This is a genomic window from Fischerella muscicola PCC 7414 (assembly GCF_000317205.1).
GTDB lineage: Bacteria > Cyanobacteriota > Cyanobacteriia > Cyanobacteriales > Nostocaceae > Fischerella > Fischerella muscicola.
This window is the reverse complement of record NZ_AJLK01000035.1, coordinates 1-24,188: the sequence shown is the minus strand read 5'-3', so window position 1 is coordinate 24,188 and position 24,188 is coordinate 1. Positions and strand designations below refer to the sequence as shown.

Sequence of the window (24,188 nt, the reverse complement as noted above, 5' to 3'; positions counted from 1 at the left end):
TTGATTCTTGATATATCAATATAAATGCTTTATTTATCGAATATTAAATTTAGGGGTTAAGTAAGACTGTGAATTGAAGAAGTGATATAAGGTTTTTAGCAATTGTCCAGAGTTTGATTTGATTAACTTAGACGCCCCAAGGGCAGTTTCCGTAAGGTACACAGATAGATTATCTGTGTTTATCAGTGTTCATCGGTGTTCGTTTACCCAAAAAATATTGAACCCATGAATTAACTTGCAGCCACACAAAAATCAATGAATAGCGAACACAGATGCACACAGATGCACACAGATAAATCAATCGGTGTTTATCGGTATACCCTACGGGAAGACAGGCTTTAAAAACATGATTGTTGCCATAGTTTTAATTGACATTAGATGTGAGTTGATCATACGGAATTCTTCAAACTAAGTGACAGAAGGCTGAAGAGGAATTATGAGTATAATTTTTTGAAATCTTCTACCTTATACCCTCTGCTTTGAATTAATAAGCACCCGTCTTTTGTAGCACGACTCTAACAGTTTCCAACAAAATTTTCAAATCAAGCCAGAGTGACCAATTCTCAATGTAAGTGATATCTAATTTCACCCCATCTTCAAAGTTATCAATATCAGATCGACCAGAAACTTGCCATAATCCGGTGATACCAGGCAAAACTTCTTGGCGAATAAAGTGCTTGGTTTTAAATCTTTCGACATCCCTACTAGGAAGAGGACGAGGACCCACCAAGCTCATTTCCCCAACTAAAACATTTAATATTTGTGGCAATTCATCTAAACTATAAAGCCGCAAAAACTTACCTATCCGTGTAACCCGAGGATCATTTTTGATCTTAAAGAGAACACCGTCTTTGATTTCATTGTTGGTTTCAAGAGATGCTTGCAGTTTTTCTGCATTATTAACCATTGTCCGGAATTTCCAAATTTTAAAGTTCTTTCCGTGCAATCCGACTCGATTTTGGCGGAAGAACACTGGCCCTGGGGAGTCTAATTTAATGAGTATGGCTATTGCCAGGTAGACAGGAGATAACAATAATAACAGTGAGATTGAACAAATAAGGTCAAAACACCTTTTGAGCCAAAAATCACTACCTGCGATAATTGGTGCTGGAATTGTCATACAAGGTACTTCACCCAGCATCCAAAATACTGATTTGGGACAGCAGACATCAGTTTCCATTGGTAGGATTCGTAAAATAATGCCAGCAGTCTGGAAGTGCCAGCAAACATATAAACGATTTTTGATGGCATTCCAAGAAACAAAAGCTTCTGTTATACCCTGTTTGCGCAGATACTCAAAAGTCGCTTCTCGGTTAACCAAATCCAGACAGCTAGGATCAGCAATTCCCTGCACTGTGTAGCAATTTTCTTGTTCAATTAACTTAATATGATTTTTTTGGTCTTGGCTGTCAGTAATCAGAAAAACTGAATGACGAATTGCTCCCTGACAACGAAATTGTTTTGTCGCAACATCAAATATGAAGCGATCGCAACAAACAAACACTACAGAACAAAACCAAAATATCAAAAAAGTAGAGCGTGAAACATAACTTTCTGGTTCGTAAAGAAAGGCTATGAATAATAGTAAAATGTCTGCTAGTGATACTGCTTGAATCAAACCAAAATAATTACGGCGCTCTTTTCCAGGTTTATAAAGTCCTTTAACTGCTATGACACTGATTGCAGTTACTAACATGAACATGAGTAAAGAGATTTGTTCTGTCCACAGAGATTCTATACTTGTTCCGTAATATGCCGCTAACGTCCATGCTGAAGTCAAAGCAATGACATCTAACAAAATTAAGGTTACTACTCGCAGTATCCTAATTTTTAATCCTCGTTGTATGGTAGTACCTTTAGCTGACCTCAAATCCGGTTTAAAAGTTGTAACTGTGAGAGTATTAGTAGTCATAAATTTGACAACCTCGATGTTTTGGTAACTTTAGAAATTCCTAACTAAAACAGAGCCATGCCACGTTAAAACTTTATTCAAATTTTGAAACTCCTATGCGTTGTTTTAGTACTAACCAAACAAACAAAGGATTACCCAGGATATAGCGTTTCCATAAGCGTCTAGGTTCCACTAGTAAGCGAAAGAACCATTCTAAGCCAGATTTTTGCATCCATAACGGCGCTCGTTTCACCATACTACTGACTAGTTCAAAGCTAACTCCAATACCAATTGCAATTGGTACATTTAAAGTTTTGTAATTGTCATAAATCCAATATTCCTGCTTGGGAGAACCCAAACCAACAAAAAGAATATCTGGTTTCGCCTCTCGAATTTTAGAGTTAATAATTCCTAATTCTTTAGGCTGTGATTCAAATCCATAGGGTGGACAATATGTGCCGACTATTTGTAAATTTGGATATTTTTTTTCTAGAACTTCTTTTGCTTTGATAGATGCACCAGGACGTCCTCCTAATAAGAAGATTTTTAACTGTTTTTGAGCGGCGATCGCACATAATTTCTCAAATAAATCTGTGCCATTCACGCGATCCTTGAGTGATGATTTTAAAAATTTCGCTGCCCATAAGAGGGAAACCCCATCTGGTACTACCAAAAAAGCTTGACGATAGTATTCACGAAAACGAGAATTATTTTGTAGTAGTACAACATGTTGTGCGTTAGGGGTGACAACATATTTTGGTTCTTTGCCTACTAGTACATGTTCGATTATCTTTTCAACAACTTCATTAAAACAAAGTTGGTCAATTTCTACGCCACAAATATTGATCTTCATGGTTCACCCTGGATTAAGATTGTCAAGTATGCTTCACATACTTGAGTAGATAGGAAGTAGTTTTTGGAATAAAAAATTGATTATCGTTTTGGAGCGTGATCAAATGCTCTGGCCATAGCATTCCAAGCCAGTTTATATTTCATGTTTGAGTCCAAAGGTAAAGGACGGACTGGTGATTTATCTGAACGGGGATAAAAACTTGATACCCAAGTGTATTTGTCGCTCAATCCCCAAGTTAAAACTGCAATGACTGCTCGTTCATCTAAGACAATATTCAAATAGTCTTCATAAAGACCTGCGATAATGCGATCGCGTGCGATCGGATCTGAAGTTAATTCCTGATCTACCACATCTAGTTCAGTAATCAGAATTTTGAGACCAAGACTAGCTACATCTGCAAGAAAACTCCGCAATTTTTTAGCATTAAAGCCTGGTATGTGCCCCATGAGATGAGATTGCATACCCAAAGCATGAATCGGTGTTCCTCTAGATTTCAATCGTTCTAGCAGTTTGAGAACAGCAGTTCTTTTGGCTCCATCTTGGTAGCCGTCATACTCTAGTCCATAGTCGTTATAGACCAACATGGCTTTGGGGTCACAAGCCGCCGCCGTCCGAAAAGCAAGCTCGATGTAATCTGCACCTAAAAACTCTAGCCAAGGCGTTTTTCGTAACCCGTCAGTTCGTCCATCATCTATTTCTATTGCCTCGTTCACTACATCCCAAGAGTGTATTTTCCCCCCATAGTGCTTAGTTACAGTTGTAATATGTTCCAACAACAAGCTTTCTGCATTTTTGCGGTTAACTACTTCCTTAAACCACACAGGTAAAGCCTGATGCCAAACTAAGGTGTGTCCGCGGAAAAACATGCCGTGACGCCGTGCAAATTGAGCTAACCAATCTGATTTAGTAAAATCAAATTTTTTGGGATGAGGTCGTATACTATCCCACTTAAGTTGATAATCTGGAACCAGCATATTGCACTCTCTAACAAAGCTGGTCTTTAAATTTGTGTTTGACACCAAATAATCTTTGACAGCGGCGGCTCCATAAATTAATCCCTTTGCTGCGGCACGATCTTTCAAAGAATTTTTGCCAAGTACTTTGAATTCCTTGCTTGAATCATCAAGCGCTTGACTGTACATGTAATTTCTATTTTTTCCGGCACTAACTGCGCTTGCTCCTGTCAAAACTGATAGGCTAGCGTACAAAAAATAACGTCTGCCCAATGACATTTTTTTGAACATATATATAGACTAGACAAAAGGCTTGTATAGACAAAATGCATGATTTTAGGCAATAAATATAGCTAGTTAAAATGCCTGAAATGCTTCTATATATGAGTTTGTTTTTACTGTCAATTCTTCTAATTTATTCAATATTAAATATTCAAAAAATGGAGTCAATTAAACTTTAGATAGATACTTAGTATTTTTGTTGATTTACAATTAAATATTTTTATTTGATAAAGCAAGCTATTTATTAGTAAATACATAATAAATAGTTTATGTTGATTGAACTGAGATCCATAAGACCATCTAAGCCCAAATCAATTGCTATAGTCAGATATTTATTAATTTGTGATTGCTATTAAAGCGAATAATAAATGTGGTATGTGATTGTTGAGATCGTCATTCTAAAACTGTACAAATCATCAAGTCACTATAAGCTATATCCTTAGAAAGAAAAAGGAAATTTTGTTGTAGCTATCTACACTGTCAATGCACAAATATATCTATTGCTAGATTAGCAAACTATGCAATTTTACTATCAGCTATTCAGGCAAATATTATATGAATTTATGCTTCATAGATAAGATATTTGGAGCTTATCTTGAAATTGCAGTTGTCAAAATCAGGTAAAACTCACACTTAATTACTGACTAGCTTTCAAAGCCAAAAATGCTGTGATTTAGTTGCTGCTACGAAGCATTTTTGATTTTCCAAGGGTTTTCTAAAAGCTATCTATATCATGCAACAATCTTACAATAATATTCTTATTTATTTCAAGTAGTTATTTTCTACCAGAAGTAGCTAAAATTTGCTTTTATTGATTATATCGTTGCTGAGAATGATGATTTTATTGAATAATTCTTATTTTGCGAATAATATTTACTATAAACCATTAAAAGTATTATCAAGATAAATATTGATACATGCATCAAGTATAAGTTTGATAATAAAAAGATTAAAAATAATCAACAACGAGAAGTAATTTAAGTAGCTTTCATCAATGTCTATGATCAATGACTTTGGACAAATGACGAGCCTAACGAGTTAGCTTTATTTGTGCTGACTTACCATTCTTCAGCCCAATAGATAATCTCTGAAGCCGATAGATCTATAGCGACACCATAACTATCACCATGATTCCACTTAAAATTAGAACCACTTCTATCGTTTGCACCCAGTACTAATATTTCATAGGAGTTAGGAAAAGAATCTTCTTGAGAGTTACTAGTATAAAAAAAAGTTGTAGGCACACCGTTAGGTAGGTTGGCGTGTTCATTAGTGTTACCACCTATATACTTATGCTTAGCTATAGCTTTGTATTGATTATTTAATTCCTTTACTTGTTGTGCTGGAAGTTTCAACCTAAGTTGAAAAAAATTATTTTTTTGTCCTTGTAAAAAACCACGAGAGTAAGCTAGACGAACGTCCGAGCTATTTGGCGGAATATGACGAGGAAAATGTCTGACTTGATTTTGATTTAACCAAAGTTTATGACGAATTTCCTGGTATCGTGAGGCATCTTGTATGATATTTGTTTGATTGTTACTATTAAAAGCTTGTCTGAAAACGAAACCTACCCCAACAATACCAACACTGCCAAGGGAAATGAAAGCAATAATGGCAATTTGTACAAGTTGTGCAGACGCATAGCGTCTTGTTGGCAAACTTCGTTTCATTGCGTTGGGTGTGAACTATGGTTGTATACCCAACTTTTATCGAAATTCGTAGAATTCCGGAATAGTTTCTAAGTGCATTTACGCAAAATTTACAGAAAGTTTACTAAAGCACTGTAATAACACAGGCAAATAAGGGGGAACGAGAAGGATGAAGGATGAAGTATTAATTTTAATCCTTCTGCCTCCTGCCTCCTGCCTTCCTAAAAGCTACCAAAAATCATGCCAGCCAGTAGGATAAAACCAATCCAAACATTTTGCTGGAACATTTCACCATATGCAGAATTAGGTATATCCTGTTGATTTAAGCGAACAGACTGCCAAACCCAGCCAGCAGTGGCAACTACAAGACTGAGCCAAAAGACTAGGTGAAGCTGAATCACGATTCCCAACCAAGCAAGACACAATATAGTTCCAGCAAAGAAAATTCCAATAGCAATGGGTGCATAATCACCAAAAAATAAAGCGCTGGAATTCACACCAATACGCTTGTCGTCAGAGCGATCGCTCATAGCGTAAACAGTATCAAATCCCAGTGTCCAAAGTACAGTTGCTCCCCAAAGCAGCCAAGTCGGTTGAGAAAGATTCTGTGTCACAGCACTCCAACTAATTAACACCGCAAATCCCCAGGCAATTGACAGCACTAATTGCGGAACGGGAAACACCCGTTTGGCGGCTGGATATAGCAAAATAACTGGAACTGCTGCCACAGACAGCCAAAAGGAAATTGGGTTAAGATAAAAAGCAAGAACCGCTGCACAGAAAAAAGCCACTATTGCGATCGCAATACCAACTTTTACAGAAAGCGCACGGGAAGCGAGGGGGCGATCGCGCGTTCTTTCTACTTCTGGGTCTATATCTCTATCCCACAAATCATTGACAACACAGCCAGCAGCGCTTGTAGCAAGCGTTCCTAAAATGATCACGCCAACCAATGGTAAAGGCGGCTTTCCACCAGCTGCTAAAAATACAGCCCACAGGGCAGGAATCATCAAAATAAGCCGTCCTTCTGGCTTATGCCACCGCAGTAATCGGATGATCACAAGCCAAGTAGGTTCCTGGTTGCGTTCTGGTGTACTGAGCATAGGGGTCTCGAAATGACTGGATAAGGGATAGGGGACACGAGAGGTGGGGAGGTGGGGAGACAACCAACCACCAACAACTAACCATCAACTAATTCACACATCTTCACATATATAGAATAACTTTATTTGATATTTATAGAAGCAACTGCTAAAGTGGCAACTTTGACTCAAGATGAATAGTCAAATTTGTGGATCTTGCAGGGTGAGTCAAAAGCTCAGGCACAGTCAAGCATCAGAGTCAATCTGAAAATCAATTGGTGAACAGACACTACTTTGTTATCGTCCGCAAGTCAGCTTTTACCTTCTTTTACTTCATTTACTGAGAGAACGCTAAATGGTCAATTTGGTTTCTGCTAGCTGGGGGAGTACACTAACTCAAACAGACAAGCAACAGCGAATCATCGCTGCAATCGATTTGGGAACCAATTCTCTGCACATGGTGATTGTGCGGATTGAAACAACACTACCAGCATTCAGCATTATTGGTAGAGAAAAGGAAACCGTGAGATTGGGCGATCGCGATCTAGTCACAGGATGCTTAAAAGCAGAAGTGATAGAAAGAGCGATCGCTTGCTTGCGACGTTTCCAAGAAGTTGCTAAAACTCTCAACGCCGAAACAATCATTGCTGTAGCAACTAGCGCCGTACGAGAAGCTCCCAATGGTAAGGAGTTTCTACACAAGGTAGAAGCTGAATTGGGTTTGAGCATTGATTTAATTTCGGGGCCAGAAGAAGCACGACGGATTTATCTGGGTGTACTGTCGGGGATGGAATTTAATAACCAGCCCCACGTAATTGTTGATATTGGTGGCGGTTCCACAGAAATTATTTTGGGAGATAGTCACCAAGCACGAACTCTTACTAGTACAAAAATAGGTGCAGTTCGCCTCACCAATGAATTAATTAACACTGATCCGATTAGTAACGCTGAGTTTCAATACCTGCAAGCTTATGCACGGGGAATGTTAGAACGTTCTGTCGAAGAGGTACTAGCAAACCTACAGTTTGGTGAACACCCACGCTTAGTAGGAACTTCCGGTACTATTGAAACTCTAGCAGTAATTAACGCCCGTGAAAAATTGGGTTTTGTTCCCTCGACGCTGAATGGATATCAGTTCAGTTTGAAAGACTTGCGCGAGTGGGTAAATCGCTTGCGGAAAATGACTAACATCGAACGGGCAACAATTCCTGGTATGCCAGATAAACGGTCAGAAGTGATACTAGCTGGGGCAATAATATTACAGGAAGCAATGAATTTATTAGGGTTAGAGTCGATCACAGTCTGTGAACGCGCCCTGCGTGAAGGCGTGATTGTAGACTGGATGCTCACCCACGGCTTAATTGAAGACCGCCTACGCTACCAAAGTTCAGTGCGTCAGCGCAGTGTTCTGAAAACTGCAAAGAAATATCATGTCAACTTAGAACATAGCGATCGCGTCGCTATCTTTGCCCTGAGTATATTTGACCAGACTCAAGGTATACTTCATAACTGGGGAGCCGAAGAAAGACAACTTCTTTGGGCTGCGGCAATCCTACACAATTGTGGACATTTTGTCAGTCATGACTCTCACCACAAACATTCATACTATTTAATTCGTAATGGCGAATTACTCGGCTACACCGAAACCGAGATGGAAATCATCGCCAATATCGCCCGTTATCATCGCAAATCCCCACCCAAGAAAAAGCATGAAAATTTTCGCAATTTGCTGCACAAAGAACACCGACAAATGGTTAGCCAGTTGAGTGCAATTCTCAGATTAGCAGTTGCTTTAGACCGGCGACATATAGGAGCGATTCAGCAATTGCAATGTGAATTTATTCCAGCTACACGAGAATTAAAAATGCGAATTTTCCCATCTCGTCCTGATGATGAATGCTCCTTAGAACTCTGGAGTTTGGATTATAAAAAAGGAGTATTTGAGTCAGAATTTGGTGTGAAACTAGTAGCAACTTTGGAAGAACCTGCTGTTGTAGTTGGTTAGCCTTTGGGTGATGGGGTGATGGGATGATGGGGTGATTCTAATTGTATATTCTCCCTACCTCCCCACCTCCCTATCACCCCATCTCAAAATAGCCTTCACTTTTAACCAACCATATTGATTACAGCCCTAACCAATCTTTGATTTCTTTCACCAACCATTGCTGTTCTACATCAGTTATTTCCGGACTAAATGCACCAAATTTGTATTTTTGAACTCCAGCTTCAATACTAACCGCCATCAAGGGTTTATTATTCACAGAAATAGTTTCACGGCTGACACAGACATCGTGAATAGCTGAAGTATTTCCTCGCTTTCTGCGATAGCATTGACCAAATAATTCCCACTCCATGAAAAAATATTTATGATCAAAACGAATATAAACTTCTCCAAATGCAGGAAATAACAACATACTCAGTGGTAATAAACCAGCCATCCAATGAATTAACAGAAAAGGATGGAAAATACCTCTTGTGAACAAAAGCAGAATTCCATACCATAAACTCACAAAAAATAATAAAAAACTATCAGAAGATTGTATTCCTCGTGCTGGAATTTTAATTGCTAGATAACTAGCCGTTTTTTTGAGATGAATCCGGCTACCATGAGGTTGAGAAACTACACCAGAAGAGTAAGTAGTGAGGCGATTGTTGAGAAGTTCTAAAGCTTGATGCGCTGTTTGAAATCTTTGTTCTACATCTGGTTGCGTAAGAGTTTCTAACCACCGCGTAAAATGAGGGCTTAAATTAGTGCGATCGCTAAATTGAATCCGCATATTTCGCTGTGGTAAATCTGCGGGAGAAATACCTGTAACTAAATGAATTAATGTTCCTCCCAAAGCATAAAGATCAGAAGCAGGAACCGCTCGACCACCAAATTGTTCGATTGGTGCATATCCATAAGTACCCACCACTGTAAAAGTAGCTCCTTGGGCTGTAGCTCGGTCTTGTACCGCACCAAAATCAACCAAATATACTTGTTGATCTTCACCCAAAATTAAATTACTTGGTTTGATATCACGATGTAAAACATGGGGAATTAAAGAGTGTAAATAAATCAAAATTTCTAAGACATCAGAGGCAATTTTTCTGACTTGTTCCTCTGAAAATTTCTGTCTTTGATTAAGTAATTCTTTGAGAGATAAACCAGGAATATATTGTTGAACTAAAGCAAACCAGAGGATACGATCATCAATAGAAAAATAATCGCGATACTTAGGAATGCGGGGATGATTTAGTTGTTTAAGTACATCCGCTTCCCGCTCAAACAGTTTCAGATCATCCCACTGTACCTGATCACCAAACGCTAAGAACTTGACTATCACTAGTTCTGCTGGTTGAGTTGCGAGATCCTCAGCTAACCAGGTTTGACGACCTGCATTTTGTCCCAACTTTTGTTTGAGTTGGTAGCGATCGCGTAATACTTGCCCCGCCTCAAGCATGGATAAATACTCCAGTCAAGTGATTTAATATCAATGTAACAAGTTTTTATAAAATAAATAGTAAATACACTGATAATTAAGCCACTCAGAACCACTATCACTCCTTGTTTTCATCTCCTAAAAAGCACACGCAAAATCCATCTGTGTCCATCTGTGTTCATCTGTGTTCGATATCTAAAACATAATCTTCCTAGCTACTAACCACTAACCAACTTCCAAACCAAAACCTGCTTGTAAATAACCTGCTGCAACACAATCATCTATTAACTGCTCAACAAAAGGCCATAATTCTGGCGCACCCACTTCCACCAGAGCTACACGCCGCATGACTTGCTCACGGGAAATACCATGAATGCGCCAAGTTCCCCCTTGGGTTTGTTGGTTATGCAGTAGAGGTTGAATACGGTCTAAAGCTGCGGCAAAATGAGCAGTGGGTGTTTGCTGTAATTCAAACTCTTCCCAAAGAGAACGCAACTCCCTTTCTTGATCCACAGGTAAAAGTCCAAATAGTCTTCTTGCTGCTTCAGCTTCTTTTTCTGCCTTACTCAAATTGCCTTGCACATCATAGCAAAAGGTATCACCTGCATCAATTTCTACCAAATCGTGAATTAGCAGCATTTTGATAGCACGGAGGATATCAGTTCCTGCTGGAGCATATTCTGCTAAAACTACCGCCATGACTGCGATATGCCAAGAGTGTTCAGCACTATTTTCCTGACGTGAGCCATCCGTAAGCAGAGTTTGTCGCAAAATTTGCTTGAGTTTGTCAATTTCTATAATGAATTGAATTTGTTGAGTCAGTCGATTAATTTGCATAATTGGGATAAAAAGAATTTGGGTAGCTATTTTCTATCAACACTTATTCGCTGTGAAAAAAATTATGTTTTGGGAATCGAACACCGATGCACACAGATAAACACAGATTAATTGAAGAAGAGTCACCCATTACCAGTAACAGCGAATTAATAGACGTAAGACTGTTAATTTTGTACTTGTTTTGACTAACTCCGAAACAATCTTGTATACAGTGTTTCATGCTTCATACTTGCTAAAGATAAACCCCAAGTACAGCAACTGAGTTCATCGTCTTCTAAATTTAGAATCTGTGCTGTGGCGTGGCTCAGTAATGGCTGGAGTTCGAGCAATATTTTTTGCCCTGAGGTTTGACCGAGAGGAACGAGTTTCACCCCAGCAGTAATCAAATTATTTGCCCAAGAATATAAATATCCTAATAAGGCTGCTTGTATATTTATTTGCCAATAAGCAGCAGCTATGGCAAAAGCGATCGCATAATTACAGGAATTACCCACAACATCGGCAACGGGTTTAATTTGTGGTTGTAATTCAATTAAAAGGCGGATTAGCGATCGCCCCATCCCCAAACTAGAAGCGCGTAATTCTTCGGTTTCCCTCGCCGCCGATAACCAGCTATTCCAGCTAGATAACCTCTGGAAATCTCTTGCCTGTACTGATTGATAGCCTCGAATCATCACAGCTGCTTCCATGCGAATTGCTCCATAACGCAATTCCATTTCTAACCAGTGCTTGAGATTTTCTGGATGAGCGATCGCACCATCTTCAACCAAAGTTTCTAATCCTTCAGAATAACTATATCCGCCTACAGGTAAAGCCGGGCTAACTAGTTGTAATAGACACAACAGATTGGGATCAGTGAGAGTGATGGTGTCCATACGCACCTACCTCTGGTTGAAAAGGTGAGATTTCTTCTTTAATTTCCACTCCCATTTGTTCCAGCATTGCTTGTAAAATCGGATCAGGAGATAAGCGTAAATAACTGGGTGTAATTTCCACTGCCACATGACGGTTGCCTAAATGATACGCCGCCTTAAGTAAATCTATAGTGTTTTTGGCAACTACAGTTAAAACAGGTTCTGGTTTGGCAGTAATCCTGACTAGACTACCAGTAGTTTCATCTACAAGAATATCCCCATCTCGCAGTACCGTACCTCTGGGTAAACGCAAAAGCACTGCTTGTCCATCTTCCATTTGCCAGTGATGACGACTGCGGGTACGTTCTTCCGCAGTGAGAGACAAAGTTGAAATTACTGCTGCATTAGGACTTGGTGGTTTTTTTTGGGTAAAAGTCAGCATCAGCTATCAAAAATAAATCATGAAATAAACTACCACTGAAAATATAAGGTGATTATTTCTAAATCAGTCTATAGTATCAATCCTTTGAAACAATTAATGATGTAAAAATCTACCTCGGCTTTTCCACCCTGTGTGCTGCCAAGGTATAAAGTAGGGGTGGGTGAGTCATAAACTTGAGGAAAAATCTGTATGGCAACTTACCAACCAAATCCGGAAGCGATCGCAACTGAAGAACTGATCAATGAGGTGGTCACAGATACCGCAACGATCAATCATGTAGAAGTAATTGAAAACGTGATTGATTCTCTGGAACAAAATGACAGTGCTATGGTTAGCCAGTCTCCAGAGGGTAATTATCTCTGGAAATTTACTTACGGCAGTGTAGAAATTTTTGTCCAGCTTACAGGGACAACAGATGAAGATACGATCACAGTGTGGTCTCCAGTACTAAAGTTACCTGCTAAAGATGAACCTAGACTAATGCGGCAATTATTAGAGATGAACTGCTCTAGCACTTTTGAGTCTCGTTTTGGCATTATTGAAAATCAAGTAGTTGTACTGGCTACGCGCACCTTAGCAGAGTTGTCTGCTAGCGAAGTCTCACGCCTCATCACTGTTGTGGCAACAATCGCTGATACTAACGACGAAACTTTACAATCAGAATTTGGTGGAGTTTAAGTAATTTTCAGGGGGGTATGCTGTATAAATGCATAGCAAGCGGATTTGGCGACTAATTCCTTTACTAGAAGCCGATGGCAATATCCAAATGGCTATTGATCATTGGTTATTAGGACAGCACTTATCGGGACAGCATCCCCCTTGTTTGCGATTTTATACTTGGTCGCCAGTCGCTATTTCCCTTGGCTATCATCAACACAAATATCCTCAACACTGGCAGAATTTAACTTGGCAAGGTCAGAAAATAGATTTAGTACGGCGTCCCACTGGGGGACGGGCAGTTTTGCATCAAGGTGATTTAACTTACGCTGTTGTCACATCTGGACTCAGTGGTAGTCGCATTGAGGCGTACCAAAAAATCTGTGAGTTTTTAATTCAAGGATGGCGGCAGCTTGGCATAGATTTACACTACGGTAGTGCTGGCCGGGGTTACATCCACAACCCAGACTGTTTTGGGACTGCTACCGATGCAGATTTAATTACACAAGATGGTTATAAACTCATTGGTAGCGCCCAGTTGCGACGTGGTGGGGCAATCTTGCAACATGGTTCAATGCGTTTGCAACCAGATGTAGATTTATTTACCAAGGTGTTTGGTGGTGAGTCGTTTAGTTGTGTGCAAATTCCGCAAAATTTGAGCATGGAAAAAATTATTGCAGTTTTGATTGCTACTGCTAGTAATTGTTTTGATATGCAATTAGCTGTACAACCACTCTCTGAAGATGAGTGGCAAGCAATTTTGGCGTTAAGTACTAAACTGTATAGTCCATAATAACTTAAATAGTTTTGGTTCAATAATTTGTTGATTTTCAAAAAATTATTCCAACATAAAATATCATTTCCTTTAATTTAGCTATAAGAATATTGTGTAATTTTATCTATAAAACATAATGTGTTTTTAGATATAGTTTGGAATATATTTTCATACCATACCTAAAGGCGAATTGCGTTTATTTTATATCTAAACTATCTATATTTATAAATATAGTTTGATATATAGACTTCCTATAGCAATCCGTATAGAAGTTGTGAGAATTGACAAAAGAAAATCCCCGAATTCTGCGAAATAGGGGATAATGTTGGGATTTTGTTGCTCACGAATGATTGATGAATACCATAACAAGATAAATTGAAATTTGATCTTCCATATCCTCTCTAAGATTTCAATTTGCTTTTTCATTGAAGCAGAAATCTATTCTAAGGCTTGATTTTCCATATTCTCTCTAACATTTCAATTTGCTTTTTCCTCTCAATACTGATCTGTTCCTCAGTATTAGACATCATCTTTTGTTGTTGTTTCAAGTTTTCAAATTCTTTGAGGATCTGAGCCATTTGCTTGTCACGCTGCTTTTTGTATCTATTGGACTGATATTTTCCCAAGATAAAGCCAATTATCAAAGAAGTAATGAAAACTAATGTAAACAAGCCGATATGATCATTGCTTTGCTTTGCCGAGTTTGGTTGACTGGGCTGATCTGTTTGAGAAGGGAGTGCAACAGAAACAGATTGTATATTTTTAGAGGCTTTTGCTATCAGCATAATCACAGCATTACTTTCAGTTATCAGTTATCAGTTATCAGTTTTCACATTCTATTACTTACTGTTAACTGTTCTACTCACCTCTTAATTTTAGATTGCAGGCTTCAAAGTATCTAGAGCTAGATTCAACTTCAAAACGTTAACTCCCGGTTCACCAAAGATACCCAAAAAACGATCATCAGTATTTTGAGTAATAAGGGTTTCCAACTGCTGAGGCTGTACTCCTCGCGCCTTTGCGACTCGTGAAATTTGCGCTCTGGCAGCTTCTGGGGTAATGTGGGGGTCAAGACTGGAACCAGAAGTGTATACTAAATCGGCTGTAGGCTGCACACCTGCATTTTTGAGACGATGAAAATCTCCTTCAACCCGTTTACTGGGGTCGGGGTCATCGTTGCCTTTGATACGCTCTAACAAAGCTGGATTACTAGGAGCCAAATTACTAGCACCGGAAACTCCAGTTTTTAATACCCCGGCTTCATCCTTCTGCGGGTCAGCAGTACTGTAGCTAGTAGTACTGGGGCGACTGTTAAAATAGCGATCGCTTGTGAAAGGTTGACCAACAAGAGCAGAACCAACTATTTCACCTTGGGTATTTCTGATTAGACTACCATTCACCTGAGTTGGAAACACAACTTGTCCAAACCCAATCATTACGAAAGGATAAATAATAGCTGTAATGATCCAAAGTACTAAAGTAGAACGAATTGCTCTACTTGCTTCGCGTGTAAAACTCATCAGAATTTCTCCGGTATAAACATCACAAAAAATAGATATATAGAAAGAGCAACCGTGACTATTCCCAATAGTCCCAACGCCCAAGCTTGAGTACGAGAAAACTGTTGATCAGCAGCTAACACCAAAGGTGCAACCACCAAGTTCAAGCACATGGCTATGAACAAGTACAATGGCAGCTTTTGTCTTTTGCTAGCAGACCAAATTTCAGTCACAGTTTCTAGTAGTTGGTCAGATAAAATTGGGTAGCGTTGGATGGGTTTCATAAATAAATAGTTGGTAGTTGGTGGTTGATAGTTGGTTGTTAACTAATCTCCAATTCTGGAACTTCAAGTTTTGAACTAAAACATTGAAATTGTGGACACACCGATGACCTATCTGTGTCCATCGGTGTGCATCAGTGTGCATCGGTGTTCGATTTATAAAATACGATTTTGGTCACAGCTTTAACTCTTAAAAGGCAGAAGGCAAGAGGATTTGACTGAACTTCACACTTGAAACCAGAACATTCAGGTTTCAAACTCAAAATTTCATACTTCAAACAGGAACATTCAGGTTTCAAACTCGAAACTTCACACTTGAAACTAGAACATTCAGGTTTTAAACTCGAAACTTCACACTTGAAACTAGAACATTCAGGTTTTAAACTCAAAATTTCATACTTCAAACAGGAACATTCAGGTTTCAAACTCAAAACTTCACGCTTTGAACTAAAATACTGAGGTTTAGATCCCCAATCCCCGATTCCTATTCTCAAGACAACGGCAAAATGACATCTATCAACTTGATAGCAATAAAAGGAGCAATAATACCGCCAACACCATATATAAAGATATTGCGGCGTAGCAGTTGGTCTGCTCTCAAGGGGCGAAACTTTACACCTTTGAGTGCCAGAGGAATTAGGGCTGGGATAATGAGAGCATTGTAAATCAAAGCTGAAATAATGGCAGATTGAGCGCTTTTCAGCCCCATGATATTCAATGCGCCAATACCAGCTGCTGCAAAGATAGTAGGGATGATCGCAAAATACTTAGCGATATCATTAGCGATCGAAAACGTCGTCAACGCCCCACGGGTAATTAATAATTGTTTACCAATTGTCACCAAGTCAATGAGCTTTGTAGGATCAGAGTCTAAGTCCACCATGTTAGCGGCTTCTTTGGCAGCTTGTGTACCAGAGTTCATTGCTAAACCCACGTTTGCTTGAGCCAGCGCTGGTGCATCGTTAGTACCGTCTCCGGTCATCGCCACTAACTTACCCTGAGACTGTTCGGAACGAATTACTTCTATTTTGTCTTCTGGAGTTGCCTCGGCAATAAAATCATCAACCCCCGCTTCTTGGGCAATCACCGAAGCTGTAATTCGATTGTCACCTGTGAGCATAATGGTACGCACACCCATACGACGGAGTTGGTCAAATCGTTCCTTAATACCAGGCTTGACGATATCTTTGAGGTAAATCACACCATAAATCTCATCGTTTTGGCAAACTGCTAAAGGAGTACCACCTAAACGGGAAACTCGCTCAAACGCTGCATCCAGTTCGGAAGTATTATTTCCGCCACGAGAACGCACAAACCCCTTGATTGCATCTACTGCTCCTTTACGGATTTGTTTACCATCAGGTAAGTTAGTACCACTCATGCGGGTTTTAGCAGAAAACTCGACGCCTTCAGCTGTGCTGGTGTCGAAATCTACTCTTGCACCAAAGTTTTGGGCAAGTTTGACTATCGACCTACCCTCTGGTGTATCATCAAATACGCTAGCAGCTAAGGATACTTGCGCCATATCTTCTACAGAGTGACCATTGACAGGGATAAACTCATCAGCCATGCGATTACCAAAGGTGATAGTACCTGTTTTATCTAATACCAAACTGTTGATATCGCCACAGGCTTCTACAGCTCGACCAGAGGTAGCAATGACGTTGAATTGTGCCACCCTATCCATCCCAGCAATACCGATCGCACTCAGCAAACCACCGATTGTAGTAGGAATTAATGCTACTAAGAGTGAAATCAAAATGGCAACGCTAGCACCAGCACGGAGACTGTTTCCTGCCTCAACTCCGTACAATGTACTGACAAAGTTAGCAATATAACCAGCAAAAGGAGGAATAGTTGCCACGACAATTAGGAAAACTTGCGTCAGGACTGCCAAAAGTACTGTTAAGGCGATTTCGTTAGGAGTTTTGCTACGTTCCGCCCCTTCTACTAAAGAAATCATACGATCAATAAAGCCCTGACCAGGGTCTGCTGTAATGCGGATCTTTAATTGATCAGACAGCAGCCGCGTACCACCAGTCACAGAACTAGCAATATCTGTACCGGGTTGCTTAAGTACAGGGGCAGATTCTCCCGTAATGGCAGACTCATCCACTGAGCCAATACCCTCAATCACTTCCCCATCGGCGGGTATCATGTCATTGGCAACGACTTTGACTAAATCACCCCGCCGCAGTTCTGTAGAATTCACTTCTTGGATAGAACCATCGGGTAGAATTTTACGAGCAATTGTATCCGATCGCGTCGCCCTCAAAGTATCTGCTTGTGCCTTACCTCGCCCTTCAGCCACAGCTTCGGCAAAGTTAGCAAACAGAACTGTGAAAAATAAAATCAGAGTAATCAACCCGTTTAACAAACGCTGCTGGTTAACAGGAAGTTGTATAGTTCCGAACAAATTCGGGTCAAGGGTGACAAGAAAAGTGACGATAGTTCCCACCCAGACAATAAACATAACTGGGTTTTTTACAGCTATGCGTGGATTGAGTTTCACAAAAGACTCTTTAATAGCCCTTTGATACAGTCCCCGCATATCTGCTTTAGGGGTGTGCTTTCGCGAGTCACGAGTTCCCTGTGGTATACGGGGCGGACGAGGAGAGGATGAATTGGTCTTGGTTCCCATAGATTTTAGTTATGAAGTGGGGAGATGGGGAACTCGGGGTCCCCTCTGGGGATTAGGGGCTGTGGGGAGGTGGGGGAGTGTGAGGAGTGTAGAATTTACTCCTTTTTGTCTTCCTTGTCTTCCTTGTCCTCCAATCTCCGATTAGCCGTTACTAATTTGAAAGAATTCACCAATCGGGCCAAATGCCAGTACCGGAAAGAAAGTGAGTGCGCCTAAAATCAAAATTATACCTGCGGTTATGCCCGTAAATAATCCGGTATCAGTTCGCAGTGTACCAGTCGTTAAAGGCACCGACTGTTTGCGGGAAATACTATCTGCCAGTAACAGCAAACCGACGATTGGGATATAACGTCCTGCGAGGAGACTAAAACAAGTACTGAGGTTCCACCACAGGGCAGTTGTAGTTGGTGCTGTACCTGTGGCGATCGCCAAGGGAGAGGGTTGAGAATCAGCCAAGCCTTCAAACCCAGAACCGTTGTTAGCAGCTGCGGAAGCATATTCGTAGATAACTTGGGCAAAGCCGTGAAAACCAGGATTGCTAATACCTGCCAGTTGCTCAGGAAATGCCAAAGCAATGGCGGCTGGAATCATAATAGCGATGGGATGAACCAGCAATATTAGGAAACTGGCTAGGACTACTTCCCGCTTTTCTATCTTGCGTCCAAGAAATTCTGGTGTGCGTCCCACCATCAAGCCTGTAGCAAATACAGCCAAAATTAAATAAGCAAATAAATAAGCTGTTCCTGTACCCTGTCCACCAAACACAATTTGCAAAAACATATTGGAAAGGGTGACGAAACCACCACTAGGCATATACGAATCATGCATACTATTAACAGCACCACACATCGTGGCTGTGGTGATAGCTGCATATAAAGCAGATTGCGCCCAGCCAAATCTGACTTCTTTACCTTCAAGGTTGGGTTGATTGCTACCCAACAAAGTATTTACAGCCGGATTTCCGTTATATTCGCCAATGGCTGTAATGATGATAAAACCAACAAGGATTACCAAAGGAATACTATAAACTAACCAGGCTTGTTTGATGTTGTTGGCGAAGATACCATAGGTGTAAATCAGCGAGGTTGGGATCGAGAGAATTGCTACCAACTGAATCAAATTAGTAAAGCCGTTAGGATTTTCAAATGGATGAGCAGAGTTGATAGCAAAAAAACCACCGCCGTTTTCCCCTAGTTCTTTGATAATTTCAAAGTGAGCCACAGGACCACGAGCGATCGCCTGAGTAATCCCAGGATCTTCTAAAGTAGGAATTAGTGCAGGCCCTGCTAATGTTTCCGGAACACCAGCAGCCATAAGAGCGATCGCACCTACAATACTAATTGGCAGTAATACCCGCGTAATTGAGCGAATTAAATCTACATAGAAATTACCCAGTGGTCTACCTGTTAATCCGCGAATAAAGGCGATCGCCACTGCTATTCCCGTCGCTGCGGAGGTAAACATGTGATATCCCAGTCCCCACATTTGACTGGCGTAACTCATGTAAGTTTCACCAGAATAATGCTGTTGGTTAGTATTAGTAATAAAGGAAATTGTGGTATGTAGTACTGTGTCCCAAGTTGGCGCGCCAATTTTCGTTGGGTTTAGGGGTAGCCATCCCTGATTCATAATGATGAAAAAAATTAGCAACCCCATCACTATATTGCTGTAGATAATGGCTCGTGCATATTGCCAACCCGTCATATTTTCTCTGGTTTGAACACCAACCAGAGAGTAAATTACTCGCTCAACTGGGTTCGAAATCGGGTCGAGAAAAGTCTGTTGCTCTTGGAAGACACGTGCCATATATCTCCCAAAAAAGGGAGTAATTGTTACCACAATTAGTAGCGTTAATGCTATTTGTATCCACCCTTGTAACATGAGTTAGGTAAACTCCAATATAAGTAAAATCAGACTTTCTCTTAATTCAAAAATCTTTTTTCAGAAAAGGATAAGTCTGAAAAGTCTTTTTGTTAGCCATCAAGTCACTAAGACACAAAGTGATTTTTTTGCACTTCCTCTATGAGATAGCTGTATCAATTTACATCATCGAGTGCTTTGCAAAATAAAACAAGAATTAGGGGTAATAAAATTATGTTTATTTTTTTGATATAAAATACTTATCAATAGATATATATCAGTTTTGAATTGTGTTTAGATAATTAGTAAACAATATATATAGATATCTAAACACACGAGTAAAAATCCGTAATTATAATAGATTTACTCAGAATATTCTGAATTTCATACAGTTGCATATAATTTGAGTGAAGAAGGCTGTTCTGCTGAAAGTTCAGTGCATTTTTATTTTCTATTTTCATCTAAAAACTTAACGCTTGGCGTTCTTGGCGTCTTGGCGGTTAATTAATAAAAATTAGTGACAGGATTATTTTGTGAATGGCATCTTTAAAAACGAAATTGCAGTCTCAGAACTGGCACTTGGGTAAAACCCTTCTGATATTGGGAGTCTTTATTGTAATTGCAACCCTAGAATATACTACTCCAACAGATTATGTGTTTGGATATCTCTATAGTGGAGCTATTTTATTAGTAAATTCTTGGTTTGGCGAAAGAGCAACTTTGCAGGCAACATTTCTTGCTGTTTGCCTGACTATGCTAAATTTATGGATACCAGGACGGGAAGCAGTTGTAATTTCCACAGTTTCAAGTCGAGTGATTGCTTCAATGGCGTTGATAGTGACGGGGTTTTTAATTCTACGCCTGCGACGTTCGCAACAAGCAATTGCCTTGACTCAAGCTAAGTTAGAATCACAGGAACAATTGGTAAGACTGCGAGAAGATTTTGCTTCTACTCTGACGCATGATCTTAAAACACCATTATTAGGAGCAATCGAAACTATTAAAGCATTTCAGGAAGAAAAATTTGGTGCTGTTTCGCCAATTCAGCAGAAAGTTCTAGCAACAATGGTACGCAGTCATCAGACTTCTCTACAATTTGTCGAAACTTTGTTGGATGTTTATCGCAATGATACCGAGGGGCTAAAATTAAATTTAGCACCTGTTGATTTAGTTGCGATCGCAGAAGATGTTGCTAGTAACCTTGCGGCTTTAGCTTCTAACCGTCGCGTTTACATAACTTTTGACTATGGTGATTCAGATTTTCGGCAATCTTTATGGGTGTTAGGTGATACTCTGCAACTAGAACGAGTTTTTACTAATCTTTTGGTAAATGCCATAAACCATTCTCGGCGCGGTGGTCATGTGGAAGTAGTGCTAGAATCGCAAGCATCCCACCAAATCGTCAAAATCCTAGACACGGGTGCAGGCATTTTGCCTAATGAATTTTCCCACCTATTTGAAAGATTTTACCAAGGTCATAGCGATCGCCAAGCAAAAGGTTCTGGGCTAGGGCTTTATCTGTCTCGCCAAATTATTGAAGCGCACGGTGGTACAATTTGGGCAGAGAATCGAGTTTCTGCGAAAGATACTTTATCATCAGATACCACTACAACTGGAGCTATCTTTGGTTTTAAACTTCCAGTTTATCCTCATTCAGTCAACAGTTATAAAACTGATAACTGCTAACTGATAACTGATCATTGTTGAGTAATGGCTTCTACTGCACTCAAAATTCTCCTAGTTGAAGATGATGAACTGTTCCGCTTGGGATTGCACGTCAGATTGCAACAAGAACCAGGGTTAGAAATTATTGCTGAGACGGAAGATGGCGAAACTGCGGTTGAGTTAGTCAAGCAACATTCTCTTGATATTGTACTTTTGGATGTAGGATTGCCAGGTATTGGAGGCATCGAGACGTGTCGACAAATTAAGCAACTACACCCCCAATTGCCTGTATTAGTTCTGACTTCTCATTCTCAAGCGTCCTTGATTGCACGGTTAATTGCAGCAGGCGCACAAGGCTATTGCTTGAAAGGAATTGCGGCTGAAAAATTGGTACTGGCGCTGCGTTCTGTGGCTGCGGGAGCATCTTGGTGGGATGAAACTGCAACCCAAGAAATTCGCTCCAAGTTCGAGTTCAATTCTACCGAAGATTACACCAAAAATCTATCTATAACCGTAAATCCACTGACGCAACGAGAACAAGAAATTCTCTCGCTCATAGCACAAGGCAAAACAAATCAGGAAATAGCTGAAGCACTATATATCACCACAGGTACAGTCAGAGTTCATGTCCACGCAATTTTACATAAACTAGAAGTCCGCGATCGCACTCAAGCAGTCATCGTCGCCATGCAAGCAGGTTTGATCAAGTGAATAATCGCAATCCAAATCATTTGTAAAATTATTTACTTCTCTTCCTCTCTTCCTCTGTGTTCTCCGTGCCTGGTGCGGTTTTTTACTCAAAGTTCTATTTTTACCCCAAGAATTAAAATCCTTAACTGATAGCCACAACGCCTAAGTATTCTTTCCTTCACAAAAAGACATAATTCGGTAAAATTAGGTAAAGCAATTTATGCAGTTGTAAAGCAAAGGCGTCAGCAATCTCATGCATCTGAAATTCAGTGCATCTCGACTTTCCTTAACTCCCCTACTCCTAATCGCACCCTTTTTTCTCTGGGGCACAGCGATGGTGGCGATGAAAGGAGTGATTTCCCACACCACACCGTTGTTTATGGCCGGGGTGCGGATAGTCCCAGCAGGGGTACTGATTTTAATTGCAGCTGCTTTCATGGGTAGATCCCAGCCTAAGGGTTGGACTGCTTGGCTGTGGATTGCTTTATTTGCCTTGGTAGATGGGGCATTATTTCAAGGCTTTTTGGCTGAGGGATTAGTGAGAACTGGTGCTGGTTTGGGATCAGTGATGATTGACTCCCAACCTTTGGCGGTGGCTTTGATGTCTTCTTGGTTGTTTCAGGAAAGAATTGGTTTGTGGGGATGGCTAGGACTTTTGTTGGGCGTTACGGGGATCAGTTTGATTGGCTTACCTGATGAGTTGATTTTAGGTCTTTTGTCTCACAACACTCCCAAAATTTTGCTTTCTCCCACTCTCCCATTCCTAAATTCTCTGTTTGCTAGTGGCGAATGGCTAATGCTATTGGCAGCTTTGAGTATGGCAGTGGGAACGGTGATGATCCGCTTTGTCAGCCGTCATGCTGATCCCGTCACTGCTACGGGATGGCATATGGTTATCGGTGGCTTACCCTTGTGGGGGATTTCATCGGTTGTAGAATCTCAACAATGGCAGAATCTCGTACCATCAGACTGGGCAGCTTTGGGGTATGCTACGGTATTTGGCAGCGCGATCGCCTACGCATTGTTTTTCTATTTTGCTTCTAAAGGTAATCTGACTAGTCTCAGTTCTCTAACTTTTCTCACGCCTGTATTTGCCTTATTATTCGGCAATTTATTGCTGCAAGAAGTTCTCAGCCCGTTACAGTGGATAGGAGTTGGTTTGACTTTAATTAGTATTTACCTGATTAATCAACGCGATGTTTTAGCTGGTGTAGAGGAGATCGGGGATCGGGGATCGGGGACAAGGGAAGAGGGAGAAGGAGGACAAGGAGGGCAAGAGGAATTCTTAACACCCAACCAGCAACCAGCAACTACTAACCACTAACCACTGTACAGACGTGCCATGGCACGTCTGGTACAACTACTAACTACTAACAATCAACCAACAACAATCAACTATCAACTATCAACCACATCACTTTTCTAGTGCTTCTGATTGCAGAATGGCTTGGCAGTATTCGATGATAATTGTCAGGCGATCGCTAATTGTTTTGAGTCGATCAACAGCAGTTGCAGCTTGTCGCGCACCTTGAAAAAACATCACGTCAATTTCCAGCAGTCGCAGTTGCTTACTCATCTCTGTCCGATAGGATAGTTCCCGTATTTTTTCCTCTGCTAAAGGTAAAATCTGCTGCTGAAAAAATTGTTGTAAAGACAAAAGATGCTGTCGCAGTTGCTGGGCATCTGTTTGGTGAGTTGCTGCTTGGGAGCGGAGTTGCTCTAATAGTACTACGAAGGTGTGATATCTCTCTTGATTGACAGACATTCAGTGCTAATTGAGATACTATTAATGTCAAGTAATTTTTCTTATACAATACTCTTTTCTAACCTTTTGTTAGGTTATGGACTCCAAAAT

The 24,188-nt window shown here is 40.3% G+C and carries 21 protein-coding genes; 6 read left to right on the top strand and 15 right to left on the bottom strand.

Features of this window, described 5'->3' with window-relative positions:
* Positions 1 to 484: 484 nt before the first annotated feature.
* The 5 genes from UYI_RS0105160 to UYI_RS0105140 all read right to left on the bottom strand — a co-directional run bounded on the left by UYI_RS0105160 (position 485) and on the right by UYI_RS0105140 (position 6,731).
* The gene (locus UYI_RS0105160) at positions 485 to 1,912 is read right to left on the bottom strand and encodes a sugar transferase (protein WP_016865610.1); all 1,428 of its coding nucleotides are present in this window, start codon (positions 1,910 to 1,912) and stop codon (positions 485 to 487) included.
* Between the two features lie 73 nt (positions 1,913 to 1,985).
* Complete coding sequence (locus tag UYI_RS0105155) at positions 1,986 to 2,744, bottom strand: WecB/TagA/CpsF family glycosyltransferase (RefSeq protein ID WP_016865609.1); 759 nt, start codon at positions 2,742 to 2,744, stop codon at positions 1,986 to 1,988.
* Positions 2,745 to 2,824: 80 nt separating this feature from the next.
* Complete coding sequence (locus UYI_RS0105150) at positions 2,825 to 3,988, bottom strand: endo-1,4-beta-xylanase (protein ID WP_026085750.1); 1,164 nt, start codon at positions 3,986 to 3,988, stop codon at positions 2,825 to 2,827.
* A 1,049-nt stretch (positions 3,989 to 5,037) separates the two neighbouring features.
* A complete protein-coding gene (locus UYI_RS0105145) occupies positions 5,038 to 5,649 on the bottom strand; it encodes a hypothetical protein (RefSeq protein WP_016865607.1) in 612 nt (203 codons plus the stop codon).
* A gap of 200 nt (positions 5,650 to 5,849) precedes the next feature.
* Positions 5,850 to 6,731: a 4-hydroxybenzoate solanesyltransferase gene (locus UYI_RS0105140; protein ID WP_016865606.1), complete on the bottom strand. Its 882-nt coding sequence runs from the start codon at positions 6,729 to 6,731 to the stop codon at positions 5,850 to 5,852.
* Positions 6,732 to 7,065: 334 nt separating this feature from the next.
* Here UYI_RS0105140 and UYI_RS0105135 point away from each other — a divergent pair, with 334 nt between their 5' ends.
* Positions 7,066 to 8,715 carry a Ppx/GppA phosphatase family protein gene (locus UYI_RS0105135; RefSeq protein ID WP_016865605.1) on the top strand — a complete coding sequence of 550 codons (1,650 nt, stop codon included), beginning with the start codon at positions 7,066 to 7,068 and terminating at the stop codon, positions 8,713 to 8,715.
* 118 nt (positions 8,716 to 8,833) lie between these two features.
* On the opposite strand, the gene UYI_RS0105130 is transcribed toward UYI_RS0105135, so the two are convergent.
* The 4 genes from UYI_RS0105130 to ureE all read right to left on the bottom strand — a co-directional run bounded on the left by UYI_RS0105130 (position 8,834) and on the right by ureE (position 12,265).
* On the bottom strand, positions 8,834 to 10,153 hold the full coding sequence (locus UYI_RS0105130) for a serine/threonine protein kinase (protein ID WP_016865604.1): 1,320 nt from the start codon (positions 10,151 to 10,153) through the stop codon (positions 8,834 to 8,836).
* Positions 10,154 to 10,357: 204 nt separating this feature from the next.
* Positions 10,358 to 10,969 carry an HD domain-containing protein gene (locus UYI_RS0105125; protein ID WP_016865603.1) on the bottom strand — a complete coding sequence of 204 codons (612 nt, stop codon included), beginning with the start codon at positions 10,967 to 10,969 and terminating at the stop codon, positions 10,358 to 10,360.
* A gap of 185 nt (positions 10,970 to 11,154) precedes the next feature.
* The gene (locus tag UYI_RS0105120; RefSeq protein WP_016865602.1) at positions 11,155 to 11,844 is read right to left on the bottom strand and encodes an urease accessory protein UreF; all 690 of its coding nucleotides are present in this window, start codon (positions 11,842 to 11,844) and stop codon (positions 11,155 to 11,157) included.
* Positions 11,822 to 12,265: an urease accessory protein UreE gene (gene ureE / locus UYI_RS0105115; protein WP_016865601.1), complete on the bottom strand. Its 444-nt coding sequence runs from the start codon at positions 12,263 to 12,265 to the stop codon at positions 11,822 to 11,824. The genes UYI_RS0105120 and ureE overlap by 23 nt, the downstream gene beginning before the upstream one ends.
* Before the next feature lie 189 nt (positions 12,266 to 12,454).
* On the opposite strand from ureE, the gene UYI_RS0105110 reads away from it, so the two are divergent.
* Complete coding sequence (locus UYI_RS0105110; RefSeq protein WP_016865600.1) at positions 12,455 to 12,943, top strand: YbjN domain-containing protein; 489 nt, start codon at positions 12,455 to 12,457, stop codon at positions 12,941 to 12,943.
* A 28-nt stretch (positions 12,944 to 12,971) separates the two neighbouring features.
* Positions 12,972 to 13,715 (top strand): lipoate--protein ligase family protein, encoded by a 744-nt coding sequence (locus tag UYI_RS0105105; RefSeq protein ID WP_016865599.1) that lies wholly within the window; start codon positions 12,972 to 12,974, stop codon positions 13,713 to 13,715.
* Positions 13,716 to 14,140: 425 nt separating this feature from the next.
* Here the strand turns inward: UYI_RS0105105 and UYI_RS0105095 are convergent, their stop codons facing one another.
* The 5 genes from UYI_RS0105095 to kdpA form a co-directional block, all read right to left on the bottom strand.
* Positions 14,141 to 14,482: a hypothetical protein gene (locus UYI_RS0105095; protein WP_016865597.1), complete on the bottom strand. Its 342-nt coding sequence runs from the start codon at positions 14,480 to 14,482 to the stop codon at positions 14,141 to 14,143.
* Between the two features lie 90 nt (positions 14,483 to 14,572).
* Positions 14,573 to 15,217, bottom strand: coding sequence for a K(+)-transporting ATPase subunit C (gene kdpC / locus UYI_RS0105090; RefSeq protein ID WP_016865596.1), 645 nt, complete (start codon positions 15,215 to 15,217; stop codon positions 14,573 to 14,575).
* A complete protein-coding gene (locus tag UYI_RS0105085; protein WP_016865595.1) occupies positions 15,217 to 15,480 on the bottom strand; it encodes a potassium-transporting ATPase subunit F in 264 nt (87 codons plus the stop codon). The genes kdpC and UYI_RS0105085 overlap by 1 nt, the downstream gene beginning before the upstream one ends.
* Before the next feature lie 487 nt (positions 15,481 to 15,967).
* Positions 15,968 to 18,118 carry a potassium-transporting ATPase subunit KdpB gene (gene kdpB / locus UYI_RS0105075; RefSeq protein WP_026085749.1) on the bottom strand — a complete coding sequence of 717 codons (2,151 nt, stop codon included), beginning with the start codon at positions 18,116 to 18,118 and terminating at the stop codon, positions 15,968 to 15,970.
* Positions 18,119 to 18,259: 141 nt separating this feature from the next.
* A complete protein-coding gene (kdpA, locus tag UYI_RS0105070) occupies positions 18,260 to 19,999 on the bottom strand; it encodes a potassium-transporting ATPase subunit KdpA (RefSeq protein ID WP_026085748.1) in 1,740 nt (579 codons plus the stop codon).
* 516 nt (positions 20,000 to 20,515) lie between these two features.
* On the opposite strand from kdpA, the gene UYI_RS0105065 reads away from it, so the two are divergent.
* From UYI_RS0105065 to UYI_RS0105055, 3 genes are all read left to right on the top strand, one after another.
* Entirely contained in the window at positions 20,516 to 21,664 is a 1,149-nt protein-coding gene (locus UYI_RS0105065) for a sensor histidine kinase (protein ID WP_016865591.1), read from the top strand.
* 24 nt (positions 21,665 to 21,688) lie between these two features.
* Positions 21,689 to 22,354: a response regulator transcription factor gene (locus UYI_RS0105060; RefSeq protein ID WP_016865590.1), complete on the top strand. Its 666-nt coding sequence runs from the start codon at positions 21,689 to 21,691 to the stop codon at positions 22,352 to 22,354.
* Positions 22,355 to 22,586: 232 nt separating this feature from the next.
* Positions 22,587 to 23,657, top strand: coding sequence for a DMT family transporter (locus UYI_RS0105055; protein ID WP_016865589.1), 1,071 nt, complete (start codon positions 22,587 to 22,589; stop codon positions 23,655 to 23,657).
* 90 nt (positions 23,658 to 23,747) lie between these two features.
* Here the strand turns inward: UYI_RS0105055 and patD are convergent, their stop codons facing one another.
* Positions 23,748 to 24,098, bottom strand: a complete 351-nt coding sequence (gene patD / locus UYI_RS0105050) for a heterocyst frequency control protein PatD (protein ID WP_016865588.1) — start codon at positions 24,096 to 24,098, stop codon at positions 23,748 to 23,750.
* Positions 24,099 to 24,188 lie beyond the last annotated feature (90 nt).